The organism is Bradyrhizobium rifense (assembly GCF_008123425.1).
Classification (GTDB): Bacteria; Pseudomonadota; Alphaproteobacteria; order Rhizobiales; family Xanthobacteraceae; genus Bradyrhizobium; species Bradyrhizobium rifense.
In genome coordinates, this window is record NZ_VSSS01000013.1 from 11,595 (window position 1) to 26,856 (window position 15,262).

General features: G+C 63.7%; 12 protein-coding genes. 5 read left to right on the forward strand and 7 right to left on the reverse strand.

What is annotated here, in order from left to right; genetic code table 11:
- Nucleotides 1–7 precede the first annotated feature (7 nt).
- The 5 genes from FXB40_RS05945 to FXB40_RS05965 form a co-directional block, all read right to left on the reverse strand.
- A complete protein-coding gene (locus FXB40_RS05945) occupies nt 8–3,259 on the reverse strand; it encodes an efflux RND transporter permease subunit (RefSeq protein WP_148771277.1) in 3,252 nt (1,083 codons plus the stop codon).
- Nucleotides 3,260–3,304: 45 nt separating this feature from the next.
- A complete protein-coding gene (locus tag FXB40_RS05950; RefSeq protein ID WP_246207408.1) occupies nt 3,305–4,507 on the reverse strand; it encodes an efflux RND transporter periplasmic adaptor subunit in 1,203 nt (400 codons plus the stop codon).
- Between the two features lie 363 nt (nt 4,508–4,870).
- A complete protein-coding gene (locus FXB40_RS05955) occupies nt 4,871–5,596 on the reverse strand; it encodes a response regulator (protein WP_148771278.1) in 726 nt (241 codons plus the stop codon).
- On the reverse strand, nt 5,589–7,133 hold the full coding sequence (locus FXB40_RS05960; protein WP_187436691.1) for a DUF4118 domain-containing protein: 1,545 nt from the start codon (nt 7,131–7,133) through the stop codon (nt 5,589–5,591). The genes FXB40_RS05955 and FXB40_RS05960 overlap by 8 nt, the downstream gene beginning before the upstream one ends.
- Before the next feature lie 277 nt (nt 7,134–7,410).
- The gene (locus FXB40_RS05965; RefSeq protein ID WP_148771280.1) at nt 7,411–8,001 is read right to left on the reverse strand and encodes a hypothetical protein; all 591 of its coding nucleotides are present in this window, start codon (nt 7,999–8,001) and stop codon (nt 7,411–7,413) included.
- A 442-nt stretch (nt 8,002–8,443) separates the two neighbouring features.
- Here FXB40_RS05965 and FXB40_RS05970 point away from each other — a divergent pair, with 442 nt between their 5' ends.
- The 5 genes from FXB40_RS05970 (at nt 8,444) to FXB40_RS05990 (ending at nt 13,313) form a co-directional block, all read left to right on the forward strand.
- On the forward strand, nt 8,444–10,069 hold the full coding sequence (locus tag FXB40_RS05970; RefSeq protein WP_148771281.1) for an outer membrane beta-barrel protein: 1,626 nt from the start codon (nt 8,444–8,446) through the stop codon (nt 10,067–10,069).
- Nucleotides 10,070–10,233: 164 nt separating this feature from the next.
- Nucleotides 10,234–10,860: an outer membrane protein gene (locus FXB40_RS05975; protein ID WP_430646773.1), complete on the forward strand. Its 627-nt coding sequence runs from the start codon at nt 10,234–10,236 to the stop codon at nt 10,858–10,860.
- A gap of 22 nt (nt 10,861–10,882) precedes the next feature.
- Nucleotides 10,883–11,062 carry a hypothetical protein gene (locus FXB40_RS05980; protein WP_148771283.1) on the forward strand — a complete coding sequence of 60 codons (180 nt, stop codon included), beginning with the start codon at nt 10,883–10,885 and terminating at the stop codon, nt 11,060–11,062.
- A gap of 219 nt (nt 11,063–11,281) precedes the next feature.
- Nucleotides 11,282–11,956 (forward strand): response regulator transcription factor, encoded by a 675-nt coding sequence (locus FXB40_RS05985; protein WP_148771284.1) that lies wholly within the window; start codon nt 11,282–11,284, stop codon nt 11,954–11,956.
- Nucleotide 11,957: 1 nt separating this feature from the next.
- Nucleotides 11,958–13,313 carry a sensor histidine kinase gene (locus FXB40_RS05990; protein ID WP_148771285.1) on the forward strand — a complete coding sequence of 452 codons (1,356 nt, stop codon included), beginning with the start codon at nt 11,958–11,960 and terminating at the stop codon, nt 13,311–13,313.
- Nucleotides 13,314–13,316: 3 nt separating this feature from the next.
- Here the strand turns inward: FXB40_RS05990 and FXB40_RS05995 are convergent, their stop codons facing one another.
- Nucleotides 13,317–14,606, reverse strand: coding sequence for a M20/M25/M40 family metallo-hydrolase (locus FXB40_RS05995; protein WP_148771286.1), 1,290 nt, complete (start codon nt 14,604–14,606; stop codon nt 13,317–13,319).
- 124 nt (nt 14,607–14,730) lie between these two features.
- On the reverse strand, nt 14,731–15,159 hold the full coding sequence (locus FXB40_RS49000; protein WP_246207409.1) for a hypothetical protein: 429 nt from the start codon (nt 15,157–15,159) through the stop codon (nt 14,731–14,733).
- Nucleotides 15,160–15,262 lie beyond the last annotated feature (103 nt).

The following is a 15,262-nucleotide window of genomic DNA, read 5'->3' on the forward strand; positions in this document are numbered from 1 at the left end:
ACGCATCCTAATGGGCCACTTCGGGCGGCGAGGCGGCCGTGCTGTCCTCGTGCGACGGCGTTGTCTCCCGCGACAGAAATATCTTGCGTAGCGCCGGCGCGACCACGAGCAGCAGCAATGGGCCGATGAACATGCCGCCGACGACAACTGTTGCCAGCGGCCGCTGCACCTGGCTGCCGATGCCGTGGGACAGCGCCGCCGGAAACAGGCCGACGCCGGCGGAGAGCGCTGTCATCAGCATCGGCCGCATGCGCTGCTCGGCGCCGTGGAACACGGCCTCCGCGATGCTCATGCCGGAGGCGCGCAGCTCGCGGAAATAGGTGATGTTGAGGATGCCGTCCATCACCGCGACGCCGAACAGCGAGATGAAGCCGATCGCGGCCGAGATGCTGAAATCGAGGCCTGCGAGATAGAGCGCGATCAGCCCGCCGCCGACCGCGAAGGGGATGCCGGCGAGCGCCAGCAGGCTGTCGCGCACCGAATTGAACAGGCTGTAGAGCAGCACGAAGATCAACAGTAGCGTCACCGGCACCACGACCATCAGGCGCGCCTTGGCGGCCTCGAGATTGTCGAACTCGCCGGACCAGACGATGCGGTAGCCCGGCGGAAGCTGCACCTTCTCGGCGACGCGTTGCTGTGCCTCGGCCACAGTGCCGCCGAGATCGCGGCCGCGCACGCTGAACTTGATCGGGATGTAACGCTGGCTGCGCTCGCGGTAGATGAATAGCGCGCCAGTGTCGAGCGTGATGTCGGCGAGCTCGCTCAAGGGGATATAGGCATTGGTGCCTGATGGTGTCGAATAGGCGACCTTGAGATCGCGTACGGCGTCGATGCTCTGGCGGAACTTTGGATCGAGCCGGACCGCGACCGCAAAGGTGCGGTCGCCCTCCAGCACGTTGGTGGCGATGGTGCCGCCGAGCGCGGCCTGTACCACCGCGGTGATGTCGCCGGTGTTGAGGCCATAGCGGGCAGCCTTTTCGCGATTGATCTTGATGTCGAGATTGGGCTGGCCGACCAGATGGAACACGCCGAGATCGGCGACGCCGCGCACGTCGCGCATGACGTCCATGATCCTGGTCGCGGTCTGCTCGAGCACGTCGAGGTTCGGGCCGATCACCTTGACCGAATTGGCGCCCTTCACGCCGGACAGCGCCTCTTCGATGTTGTCCTGGATGTACTGGGAGAAGTTGAAGGTGATTCCGGGCAGCTCGTCGTCGAACTCCTTCTGGAGTTCTTCGGTCAGCTTCTCCTTGGTCAGTCCCTCAGGCCATTCGTCGAACGGCTTGATCGGCGCGAACAGCTCGACATTGGAGAAGGCCGAGGCGTCGCTGCCGTTGTCGGGCCGACCATGCTGCGAGACCACGGTGATGATCTCGGGATGGCGGAGCAGGATGTCGCGCATCTTGCGCGTCGCCTCGGTGCCGGCGTCGAGCGAGATCGTCGGCGGCATCGAAGCGCGGATCCAGAAATTGCCTTCCTCCAGCGCCGGCAGGAATTCGCTGCCGAGCCGGCTTGCGGCCAGCGTCGAGATCGCGAGGAAAATGGCGCCGACGATGACGGCGAGCTTCACGCTGCCGAGCGCCCAGCGCAGCACCGGCGTATAGGCACGGCGCAGAGCGCGCACGATCGCCGTCTCGGTTTCCTCGATGTGCTCCGGCAACAGCAGGGAGGCGAGCACCGGAGTGACGGTAAAGGTCGCCAGAAGTGCGCCGGCGAGCGCATAGCCGTAGGTGCGGGCCATCGGCCCAAAGATCTGGCCCTCGACGCCCTGCATCGTGAACAGTGGCACGAAGGCGGTCACCGTGATCGCGGCGGTGAAGAACACCGCCTTGTGGACCTGGAGCGCGCTGACGAAGATCATCCTGAGCCGCTCGGTCCAGCGCGCAATGGTCGGCTGGCCGTGGGTCGGCGCAGTCGGATCCGCGCCCCAATAGCCTTCCGCGAGATTTTGCAGGACCCGCGCCCGGCTGTCCGGACTCGATTGGAAGTTGCGAAAAATGTTCTCCATCATGATCACGGCGGAATCGACGATGATGCCGAAATCGACCGCGCCGAGCGACAGCAGATTGGCGTCCTCGCCCTGCAGCACCAGGATGATGATGGCAAAGAACAGCGCGAAGGGGATGTTGGCGGAGACGATCAGCGCGCTGCGCAGATCGCCCAGAAACACCCACTGGATGATAAACACGAGCAGGCAGCCGAACACGAGATTGTGCAGCACCGTGTGGGTGGTGACGCCGACCAGCGAGGAGCGGTCGTAATAGGGCACGACCTTGACGCCCGGTGGCAGCGTGCCGTCGCTGTTGATCCTGGCGACCTCTTCCTCGACCTTCGGGATGATCTCGTTGGTGTGCTGGGTGCGGCCCATGACGACGATGGCGGCGGCGATGTCGTCCTGCTTGTCCTTGCCGGCAATGCCGAGCCGCGGGACGAAGCCGACCGTAACCTTGGCGACGTCCTTGATCTGGATCGGCAGGCCGTTCGACTGGGTCAGCACGATGTTCTCGATATCGGCGACCTTGTAGCCCTTGGTGACGTCGTCGGCGCCGCCGGAATCGATCAGGCCGATGCCGCGGATATTGACCGATTGCTGGCCGATCGCGATCTCGCGGCCGCCGACATTGACGTTGGCGTTGCCGAGCGCGGTGACGAGCTGCGGCACGGTGATGTTGTAGACTTCGAGCTTTTGCAAATCGGCATCGACGTTGAACTGCTTTGTGGTGCCGCCCCAGGAATTGATCTGCACCACGCCGGGCAGCGTCATCAGGCGGCGGGTGACGACGTAGTCCTGCAGCGTGCGGAGGTTGGTGAGGCCGAAATTCGGCGGGCCGACCAGCTGGTAACGGTAGATCTCGCCGACCAGGCTCGACTGCTGGATGGTCGGGACCTGATTTCCCGGCAGCTGGATGTTCTGCTGGATGCTGTTGGCGGCCTGGGTCAGCGCGAAATAATAGTCGACGCCATAGCGGAAGGTGACGCGGACGAAGGAGAGGCCGTAAAACGAGGTCGAGCGGATGTTGACCACGCCCGGCGTCGGGTAAAGCCCGACCTCCATCGGGATGGTGTAGTACTTCTCCATCTCCTCCGCCGAGAGCCCCGGCGCTTGCGCCGTGATCTCCAGGATGACGGGCGCCGGATTGGGATAGGCCTCGATGTTCAACCTGCTGAAGGCGACAAGGCCGGCGGCGCAGAAGACGACGAGGCCGAGCACGATGATCGCGCTGCGGGTAAGGCCGAAGGTGAGAATGCTTTTGACCACGATCTCTTGCTCAGAGCCGGCGCGCCGGGGCGATTGACGCCACGATCAGCCCGTGACCGCGGTGGCAAACTTGTTCGAGAGGAAGATAGCGCCGCTCGAGGCCACGAGCTCGCCGGGCTTCAGCCCGTCGAGGATCTGGTACCAGCCGTCTTGCGCGATGCCGACCGTGATGCTGCGCCGCTCGAAGCGATGGCGGTCGGGCGTGACCCACACCGTCATGGTGCCGTCGCCCTCGCGCACCACGGCGTCGGTGGGCACGGCGACCGACTGCTTCGGTCCCCCGGTCTCGATCGAGAAGCCGGCCAGCATGCCGGCGCGCAGTTTTTGCGCGGGATCCTCGATCACCGAGCGGACTAGCTGACGGTGGGTGGTGGGGTCGATGTTCAGCCCCAGCGTCGTGACATGGCCGCGAAACACCTCGCCCGGATAGGCGGGAACGCTGACGGCGACGGACTGGCCGATGCGGTAGGAAGGTGCGTCGGTCTCGATGACGTTGGCGACCATCCACATCGTCGAGAGATCGGCGAGCGAGTAGGGCGCCGGCGCATTGCCGGGCTGGACGTAGAGACCAGGTGCGGCGTTGCGCGTGACGATCTGGCCCGCAATCGGGCTCGGCACGATCAGGATGGAATCGACCTTGCGATCGGCGACGATGCGATCGATCTCCTCGTCGGTTTTGCCGAAGATGCGCACGGCGTCGCGCGCGGCTTTGTAATTGCCTTCGGCGGTCTGCTGGTCGGAGATGGCCTGGTCGACGTCCTTCTGCGCGCCGCCGCCGGTCTTCAGCAGCTGTTTTACGCGCGTCAGCGTGCGGCCTTGCAGCTCCAGCACGCCGGCCGCGGCCAGCAGCGTGGATTCGGCCTGGAGCAAATCGGGGCTGTCGATGGTGAACAGCGTCGCGCCCTTTGCGACGGTATCGCCGACGTTGAAGAAGGTGTCGACGATCTTGCCGGGATTTGGCGTGAACACCTGCACCAGCATGTTCTGGTTGAAGTCGATCGAGCCGACGGCCTGTTTGATCACGCGGAAGGCGCGCGGCTCGGCGGCCAGGACCTTGAACGCGTCGGCCTGCTTGTCAGTCATGGTGATGGTCTGCTGCGCGATATCGACATCGCTGGCGGCTGTCGGTTGCGCCGCCTTGGCGGAGCGCACTTCGCCGGTGTGCGTCAGAAACCAGGCGCCGCCGGCGATGGCGGCCATTGCCGCAACGCTGGCCGTCATGCCCGCATGCTTGATGCGAAATGCCATCACAGAGCCCCGTTTGATCCGCTTCGGATGTCCGTGCTCTCGATCGGCTGGACCGCTGCGCAATGCGCGCGGCGTGAAGCGATCGCGGCGGACGGAAATCTTGTTAGCAAGCCCAACTGACGTCAACCTGACAGTGCGACGTCACTGTGGTTGCCCCAAATCAGTACTAGCGGTCCGCTCATCTGGTTTCGATAGAAGGAACGGGCGATATAAATACAGAAATGATAGCGCCGGACGCGCGCCGATGCCCGATTGAACAAAAGCCGGTCGACCGCACAGCGCCGTTGCCTGCGCCGTACGCATCGCGCCGTGCATTGGTGATCTGCGTGTGCGGCATTGTCTGAAAGAGACGAGGGCGGAGCGTCAGCTCACCCGATCGGCGACGGGCACGGGATCGAACCGGTTCTGAAGCCGGTATCCCACGCCCGATTCCGTGATCAGCAGGCGGGGCTGGTTCGGGTCGCTCTCGATCTTCTGGCGCAGCTTGCGCACGAGAATGCGCAGGTACTGGATATTGTCGCGCTGATTGCCGCTCCAGATATCCTTGAGCAACTGGTCGTGGGTGACGACGAGGCCGACATGCATGGCGAGCACGTGCAGCAGCCGGTATTCCTTCCGCGTCAGGCGCACCAGGCTCTGGTTCAGCGACACCGTGCGCGTCACGAGGTCGACCGAGAGCGGGCCGGCGACGACGACCGGATTTTCAGTCGCCGATTTGAAATAGCGTCGCAGCGCGGCTTCACTGCGTGCGAGCAGCTCGGCCATGCCGAACGGCTTGACGACATAATCGTCGGCGCCGGCCTGCAGCAGCCGAACCTTGTCGTCCTCGCCTGCGGCGACGGAGAGAATGATGATCGGGATGTTCGACCAGGCGCGGATCCGTTCGAGCACTTCGGCGCCGTGGAGGTCCGGAAGCGCGAGATCGAGAACGATGAGATCCGGCGCGCTGAACGTCGCGATCTTCAGGGCTTCGGTGGCGTTCTCGGCTTCGAGCACGACAAAGCCGTTGAGCTCGAAGCCGGCGCGCAGGAAGCGCCTGATCTTCGGTTCATCGTCGATCAGGAGAACCACGTTTGCGGGCTTACTCATGGAATGCCATCGATTCGGGTGAGGGCGCGGCCGCTGGCAGGGCGATGGTGACGGCAGTCCCTTGCCCCTGTCCCCGGCTTTTCACGGAGATCGTTCCGCCATGGGCATGCACAAAGGTCGACGCGATCCAGAAGCCGAGGCCGGAGCCAGGCACGGAAGCCTGGTGCCGCGCCCCGCGGAACGACCGGCGCCCGAGCTTTCCCTGCTCGTCCTGGGTGATGCCGACGCCCCGGTCGGAGACGCGGATGATCACGCGCTCCGGCTCCGGCCTGACGTCGACCGATATGGTCGAGCCGGACGGCGAGTATTTTGCAGCGTTCTCGAGGATCTGGCCGCAGGCTTCCTCGATCAATCCGGAATCGAGATGGAGCAGCGGCAGATCATCGGCAAAGGTGATCTCGATCCGGTGTGCGTCGAGCCGGCGCCCGCGCCGTCTGGCGGCGCCATTCACGATATCTCTTGGGTCGGCCCATTCGAGACGTGGGCTCAGCCCGCCCGCTGTGACACGGGTCGCGCTCAGCAGGTTCCGGATGTAGCCATCGAGTTGGGCCGTCTCGTCGGAGATCGCGTCGACCAGCGCGCGCATGCGGGGATCGCTGCGGATTGCGGGAATCGAATCGAGAACGCTTGCCGATCCCTGGATCGCGGCCAGCGGCGAGCAGAGTTCGTGGGACAGAGTGCCGTGGAAGGCGTCCCGCAGCAATTGTCCCTGCAAATGCAGCCTTGCGCTCTCCATGGCCTTGCCGATGTCCAGGCGTTGCAGCGTCAGGGCGGTCTCATCGAGGATGGCTTCGATCCGCCGCGTCCGGGTTGCGATCGCCTGCTGCGAGCCGGGCCCGATATTGACCGCGATGACGCCGTGAATGGTATCGTCGGAAGAGATCGCACGCAGCAGCCAGAGCTCGCTTCTGGTCTCGTCGACGATCGTCCGCGACATCGGTCCGACGCCGGAATTCATGGCGGCCGCGCCCGATTGCACCTTGGGGGGCGCGAAGCGTGAATCCGGCGGTTCGATGTGGCCATCGGACGTCGTCACGAAGAAGGTGGCGGGATGACCGAAGGCGAGCGCAAAATGCTGCTGAATGGCCGCGATCAGGTCGGCGATGGTAAAACAGGACGCGAGCCTCCGTGAGAAATCGTAGAGAGCCTGCATGTCCTTCTCGCTCCGACGGAGCCGTTCGGTCTCCTGGCGCAGCCGGGATGCCAGATTGCTGCTGACCAGCGACACGATCAGGAACAGCAACAGATCGACCGCCTCCTGCGGATCGTCGACACGAAAGCTGTAGAGCGGAGCGAAGAAAAAGAAATCCGCGGCCGCCATCGCTGCGATCGATGCCACCATGGCAGGCCAGATGCCCCATCTGGTCGCCGCGAAGATCACCGGGATGAGATAGGCGATCGGCACCAGGCTGGTGGCAACGCTCTGGCTGAACGCAAGCAGGGGCACCGTGAACAGGGCAACGCCGAGAACCGAAAGCAGGAGAGGCGACACCGTACGCCAAAGCGCGCGCGGCCGCCGACGCTCGTCCGCCGCCATGAGGCGGCCGGCTCCAACGTCAGGTCTGGTCGCCCGCATGCTCGCCGTTGAAGGCATGCGGCCAAGTGGAAGGTTTACAATCAAAGTACGTGCGTGCCTTCAGGGAAGGACATCAATGATCCCTGCGAGAGCTGGTTGGTGCCCCGCAGCGGATCAGCTCAGAGCGCAAATCCACCCCGCGATGTCGTCAACTTACCCAGCAGGCCGACGATGAGCCGGATCGGCGTAGAAAATCTATGTCGTTGAATGCGAGCGGAAATAAAAAAGTAATAGCCGTTCAGCTCCGTAGATCTACTGAGTCGAGCACCATGCTGGCATATTGAAGCGCGCGCCGCTCGCCCGACAACTCGGGCCGCGACGCGTGGTAAAGGCCCGGCTCGTCATGCGACCGGCTGGCTGGAGGCGCGAGCGTGGCAATGGCGGCCGCGCTGATCTGCTTCGGCGGATAGAGATAGAAATCCATCAGCGGCATGTGCGACCCGTGCGCGTTGCGCTGGAGCACGTCGCGCGCGGCTTCGCCTGCGACCGGATAGATGGCGTTCCAGCCGGCAAAGCTGCTTGCCAGGATTTCCAGCGCGAGAATCGTGCTCGCGATCTGGACAAAGCCTTCATTGGCCTTCTTGGCGCTACGCGTGGTCGATGCCTTGCGCAGCACCTGCCGAAGCTCCTTGTGGCGCTCGATCAGAGGCCCCATGCGAAACTGCCAGAGCATGTTCGGCAGCGACGCGAAGCCGTGAACCTCGTGATACGATTCGATCAGGCTGCGGCATTGCCCCGTCAATGTCCCGGGCAGAAACGCAAGGTCAGTGGCAATATCGTCCCGCAAGGGACTGCCTGTGACGCGCGCAGCATGAGTCACGGCTTCCATGGTCGAACCTCGCAAAGCAGAGTCTAGCCCGTGCGAGAACACTAGCGAGTCCGGCCATAAATCTTCGATCAACAATCCGGCCCGCCCGCGTAGCAAAATAATAGCCGCGTTGCGTGGCGCGATCGCATTTGCGTTCAAGTCGGGCAGACACTTCGAACGACTATGACAGAAATGACACAGCTCGCATGAACGTTTGCGCTGCGACATCGTTCGTCCGCGAAATCTCCACGATTCCGCCGACGCTTTGGGCAAACCGCGCAAGCAATTGATCAGTTCACGTGCAAACGACAAAGAAGCGCGTCGTTGCGCTATTTTATTTTAACGAACGCCCGCGGCAATCCGTATCGCCTTTTTCTGCGCCCCGCACGAAGGATGACTCCAAGCTTAACCAAACCGAAAGAGCGCCTTGAAGGCGTCGGTACCAACAGCTTGGGGCAATATGATGAGAAAGTATCTTCTGGCAGGCGCATCGCTGGTCGCGATGATGGGGATGGGCGGCGCCGCCAATGCGGGCGACACGCTTCCGCCGGCGGGCAAGACGTTCTGCGATCCGTACAAGAATTACGGCTGCCTGGACTCCTATCTCGGCAGCGACTTCTTCACCCGGTTCGTCAACTACTACCGTCTCGAATGGGGCAAGGACTCAGCGCCCTCAGATCCCAAGGCACCGGCCTCGCGCCGTGACGCCTGGCCGGCGACACCGCAGAGCATTCCGCCGATGCCGTTCACCGAATGGCCCTATGGCGGTGCGACGGCGATCGGCGTCACGCGTCCGAATTCGATCGACAGCCCGCTGATGAGTGCGCTGGGCAATACTTCGGTCGGGCAGGCGATGAACGATGCGCACGTCCAGGTGTATGGCTGGATCAATGCCGGCGGAAACCTCAGCAACAACACCGTTCGCGGCGGCAACTCGCCGGCAGCGTATGACTACAATCCGAATACGGTGCAGCTCGATCAGGCTGTCGTCTATATCGAGCGCCTGCCTGACACGGTCCAGAAGGATCATGTCGACTGGGGCTTCCGCATCGCTCCGATCTATGGCGAGAATTATCGCTACACGACCGCGTACGGCCTGTGGAGCAACCAACTGCTCCAGCAGAACAAGAATTACGGCTACGACATGCCGATGGCCTATGGCGAGGTCTTCATTCCGTACCTTGCCGACGGCCTGCTGCTCCGGTTCGGCCGCTACATCTCGATTCCCGACATCGAGGCACAGCTCGCGCCGAACAATTATATGTATACGCACTCCATGACGTATACGTTCGACAATTACACGAACACGGGCATCAACGCCTCGCTCTCGCTCAACAAGAACTGGATGGTCCAGGGCAGCGTCTCGGTGGGAACGGAAGCGATGCCGTGGCATGTGGGCGCCAAGATCGCCAACGCGAACCCCAATCCGTTGTTTCCCGACTCGACCATGCTGAAGGATCCCGGCGCGCAACCCTCCTTCAGTGCCGGCGTCCGCTATGTTACCGACAGCGGCAATGACGGCGTCTACGTCGTCGCGAACGGAATCAACAACGGCACCTGGGGCTACAATAACCTCCAATGGTACGGGTTGACCTATTATCACAAGTTCAACGACCAGTGGCACATCTCGTTCGAGACCTACAACGAGCACCAGAACAACGTTCTCAATCTCGACAATCCGGCCTCGGTCGCGCTCGTCGCGAGCGGAACGCCGTTCTCGCTCGATGTGATGCCGTGGAACGCGCCGTTCGGCGCGCATTGCGGCAACACGACCCAGTTGTCGTGCACCGCCTCGGTGCAGACGTTCCTGACCTATGTGAACTACAGCCCGACGAAGCTGGACAACATCTCGTATCGCCTCGAGTGGTTCGACGACAAGCAGGGACAGCGCACCGGTGTAAAGACCCGTTACGTCGAGACTGGTCTCGGCTGGCAGCACTGGTTCTCGCCGCAGATCGAGATGCGGCCGGAAGTGTCGATCTATCGTGCTCTGGATGCACCTGCGTTCAACGGCAATTCGAACCTCGGCATCGCGCCGAACAAGAAGACCGCCGTCATCGGTTCGGCTGACATCATCATCCACTTCTGATCCTGCGCGCGGGCTGGCGCGCGAGGCGCCGCCCGCATCGCGGGACACACATTCGACAGGGGCAAGCTATGAAGAAACTCATCCTCACGACCGTCGCGCTTTGCGCATTGGGGGCGATGTCGCCGGCGCTCGGCGCCGATCTTCCNNACGGCAAGGCGCCACCGATGGCGGCGCCGGCTTACGACTGGTCCGGCTTCTACGTCGGCGTCTTCGGCGGCTGGGGTCTCGGCAATCACAACGTCAATAACGCGACCGGTCCGGCGGGCTTTGCCAATTTCACGGCGAACTACGAATCGACCGGTGGCCTTGGCGGCGGCGAGGTCGGCTACCAGTGGCAGAGCGGCAGCATTGTGGTTGGCGTCGAGGCGGACGGCTTCGGCTCGAACATCAAGGGCGGCGATAATTTCGCGCTCGGCTGGGACGACGCGACCAAGCTCGGCTGGGGCGGTACGCTGCGGGCGCGCGGCGGCATCGCGGTCGATCGGCTGCTGCTGTTCTTCACCGGCGGCTGGGCTTATGGCGAGCTGACCCACACCAACACCAATCCGGGCTTTGGCGTCGACACGTTCAAGGCAACACGCAGCGGTCTCGCTGCCGGCGGCGGCATCGCCTATGCGATCACCGACAATCTGATCGGGAAGTTCGAGTATCGCTATCTCGATCTCGGCACCTTCCACCGCGATGCGCCGACCAACGGTGCGCTGCCTTATACGGTCGCCAACACCTATTCGGTGGTGACACTCGGACTCGACTTCAAGTTCGGCGGCAACGCGGTGGTCGCGAAGTACTGACGCGTCTGTGGGAGGAGACGGCATGACCGCTCAACGGCTAGGTCGGAAAGTCGCGATGATGATCGCTCTCGCAGGGCTCGGCGCTTGCCTTGCCGGCTGCGTGAGCGATCTCGGCGCCGCGAGCAACGCATCGGATCAGCAAGCGATGCGCTACTATGGCGGCCCGAAATATCCGATGTGGCGGGCGCCTGCCGAGAATTAGCGCGGACCACCGATCGGAAACGGAACATCCGGACGACGCCCCGGGTCGCGCGGCTGACCGTCATCCAAGCTTACATGGATCTGACGGCTGGCACCGAATGGCGGGGCCGGCCAGCACGCGTTTTTTGCTGGCCGAACGCTGCCGAATGGTGGAAGAGAGCAGGGACACAACTTCAATCCCTGTCGTGGCGGCGACCGGCCGAATATCGGGCGTTAAGGAATGCGTCTTCTGATCGTCGAGGACAATGTCGAGCTGTCGCGGCTCGTGGCCAGCGGGCTGGCGGCGGCCGGCTATGAGAGCGACATCGTTGGCAGCACCGAGGAGGCGCGCGAGGCGGTGCACAACGTCACCTACGCCGCGATGATCCTCGATCTCGGCCTGCCCGACGGCGACGGCCTGTCGGTGTTGCGCGAGCTGCGGCGGCAGATGGAACCGCTGCCGGTGCTGGTACTGACCGCGCGCGGGGGCGTGCAGGACCGCGTCAACGGCCTGCGCAGCGGTGCCGACGACTACCTGGCAAAGCCGTTCGCGATGGAGGAGCTGGTGGCACGGCTTGAGGCGATCCTGCGTCGTCCGGGCCAGTTGCTCGGCCGCTCGCTGCGGCTCGCCAATCTCGTCTACGATACCGAAAGCCGCCAGATATTCATCGACGACAAGCCGCGGATCATCTCGTCGCGCGAGACCTCGGTGCTGGAGATCCTGCTGCGCCGGCAGGGGCGGGTGGTGCCGAAGAAGAACGTCGAAGATCACATCTTCGGGCTCGAGGGCGAGGTCGCCTCCAACGCGGTCGAGGTGTATGTCTCCCGGCTGCGCAAGCAACTTGCCGAGCATGGCGCCAAGGTCGTGATCCACACCATCCGCGGCGTCGGCTACATGATGGCCGAGGAGAAATAAATTGGCCGCCGCCGGGTTGTTCACCAGGCCATCGTTCAAATCGCTGATCTCGCGCATCGTGTTCCTGCACATCATCGCGATCGCGGTGGTGGCGATCTTCCTGCCGCTGGTGTTGTTCTGGCTGCTGAACTCCGAGATCGATCAGCTGCATCGCGCTGCGATGCGCGCCCAGGCCGAGACGCTGGCCGAGCGTATCGCGGTCCGGCCAGACGGCAAGGTGACATTCAATCTGCCCGAGAGCCTTCGCGGTCTCTATTCGGAAGCCTATGGCCGCTATCAGTACGACATCCGCGACGCCGACGGCCGCCTGCTGTTCTCGTCGCACAAGAAGACCGGTGACGTGGAGTCAGATTCGATTTCCGGCGCCGATGTGACCCAGACGATCGGCGACACCATTGTTCGCATTCAGGTGGCGGAAGATCTGTCGCATCGCGACGTCATCACCGACGACATCGTGTCCAACTTCTTCCGCCGGGTCGGCTGGATCACCATCCCCATTCTCCTGATCCTGCTCGCCATCGATATCATCATCTTCCGCCGCGCCATCGCGCCGTTGTGGATGGCTTCGGAGGAAGCCAGCAATATCGGCCCGTCGCGTACCGACGTCCGCCTGCCGACGGAGCAGATTCCGCGCGAGATCATGCCGCTCGTCACCGCCGTCAACCAGGCGCTGGATCGCCTCGAGGACGGTTTTCGCGTGCAGCGCCAGTTCACGGCCGACGCCGCCCATCAACTGCGCACGCCGCTTGCGATCCTGCGGACGCGGATCGAGACGCTTGGCGATGGCGCCGCAAGGCAGGCGCTGCATGACGACATCGAAGGCATGAGCCGGATCGTCGCCCAGCTCCTGGAGATCGCCGAACTCGATACGCTGGTGCTCGATCCCGGCGAGACCGCCGATCTGCGCGCTGTCTGCGCCGAAGTCGTGGGCGCGATCGCGCCGTTCGCGATCGCCCAGCACAAGGACATCGCGCTCCGGGGCGCCGACGCGCCGGTGATGATCCACGGCAATTCCGAGATGCTCCAGCGCGCGGTCTTCAACCTCGCCGAAAACGCCATCAAGTTCACCGCACAGGAGACCTCGGTCGACGTCGAGGTCGGCGACGATGGTTCGGTGCGCGTGCGCGATTGCGGCCCGGGCGTCACGGAAGCCGAACGCGAGCTGATCTTCCAGCGTTTCTGGCGCCGGGATCGCCAGCGCAGCGACGGCGCGGGCCTGGGGCTTTCGATCGTGCGCGGCGTCGCCGACGATCACGCCGCAACGGTTGCGGTGGACAATCTCCCCGGCGGCGGCGCCGAGTTCACGCTGCGGTTCAGGTTGGCGGAGGAGAGTTCCTCCGCCCCCGACCGAAGCTGACCGCTATTTCAGCTTGCCGGTGGACAGATCCATGATCATGCGCGTGGTCAGGTAGAGACGCGGCACGATGGTGTCGAGCTTCACATATTCGGCGTCGTTGGAATGCGCGCCGAAGCCCGACAGGCCCATGCCTTCGACCACGGCGCCCTTGGCCTTGAGCGCGGCAAACGCGGCGTCGGTGCCGCCGCCGGTCGCCTTCTCGTCGACCTTGAGGGGCATCCCGATCTCCCCGTAGATCGTCTTGCCGTAGGCCGCGACGCGGCGCGAGGCGTCGTTGGCTTCCAGCGGCGGACGGCGCACCTCGAACTTCAGCTCGACCTTGGAATCGGGCAGCAGGCGATTCTTGATCTTGTCCTGCAGCGCCTTCTCCAACTCGTCGAAATCCGACACCTTGAGCGCGCGCGCATCGGCCTGGGCCGTGGCTTCGGCAGGGATCACGTTGCGGTTGGTGCCGGCCTTGGAGACCGTCCAGTTCAGCTTCAGGCCCTGCTCGGGCTTTGACAGGTCCTTCATCTGCAGCACCTGGTGCGAGAGCTCGTAGAGCGCATTGATGCCGCCCTCGGGCCGCGCGCCCGCATGCGAGGACTTGCCGGTCACCGTGAGATAGGCCGAGCCGATGCCGCTGGTGGCGAGCCGCAGCGTGCCGTCGGTGCCGCCGCCCTCGAACGAGAACACGACGTCCTGATCGGCGGCGAATTTGGTGATGGTGCTGCGCCAGCCGGGCGAGGAGATCTCTTCATCGCCGTTGGTGAGCACCGTGAGCGTGCCATAGTCCTTGAAATTCAGCTTCTGCAGCATCGCCACAGTGTGGAGAATGAGGGCGACGCCCTGCTTGTCGTCGGCAATGCCGAGGCCGTAGGCCTTGTCGCCGTCGATGCGGAACGGCTGGTCCTTCAGCATGCCCTTCAGGTACACCGTGTCCATATGGGCGATCAGCATGATCTTCTTAGCTCCGGTGCCCTTGAAGACGGCGTGCACGGCCGGGCCGATCTTCTCCGGCGTGTCGTCGAGGCGATAGATGTCGGTGGGCTGCAGGATCTCCACCGTGCCGCCGATCTGCTTGAGCTGGTCGGCCACGCGGCCTGCGATCAGGTTCAGGCCCTCGAAATCCTTGCTGCCGGATTCGATGCTGACGAGATCGCGCAGCGTGTCGAGCAGCGGCTGCTGCTCCTTCTGCGCCAGCGCGTGAACCTCGGCCATCGGCTCGGCATGCGCCGCAGTTGCGGCACAGGCGAGCCAGAGCGAGGCGATCAAGGAACCAGTGAGCGAGGAAGCGGAGTGCGATCGGAGCATAAGCGGGATCCATCGGTTGGATGATGGCCCGGTATGCCAGCGTTTCTAACGCTTGTCACTCGGCACTGATGCTGCAAGGCCCCGGCGTCGACCGGGGCCTTCTGTTGCCGCGCCGCGAGCCGGGTTACTGGCAGCGGTACATCCGGCCGTCGTCCATTTTGGTTATCGTGCCGGGCTCGCAGACCATGCCGTTTCGTCTCCGCCAGTCCTCCCGAGAGTAGCCGTATGCCGCGTAAGGTCCGCTACCAGAAGAGTAGCCTGGATCGCTGTAATAGGGGCTTCCCCATCCCCCGTAAGGTGATGTCGCCGCGACCGCTGCCGCCGTGCCGACCGCGACGGCGCCTGCCGCGACTGCGCCTGCTCCATACACGCCCCGTCGCGTCTGTCGACGCGCAACGCCGGCGACACTGACGGGCGTCAGAGGACGACCGACCCGCGCCTGGGCGCTCTCGACCGATAGCGAGAGACCGCTTTGCTCGGACCAGGCAAAGGAGAGCAGCGCCGCAGACGAGAAGGCGCAAGCAGCTAGGGCAATCTTTCTTACATGCTTCATGGGCTTTCTCCGTTGCAGAAGAGACAACGCGCGCACGTTTGTCGTTCGCTGTTGCAACAACGGTTGATCCATATCAACGAGTGCGACGCGCAATCTGAGATGC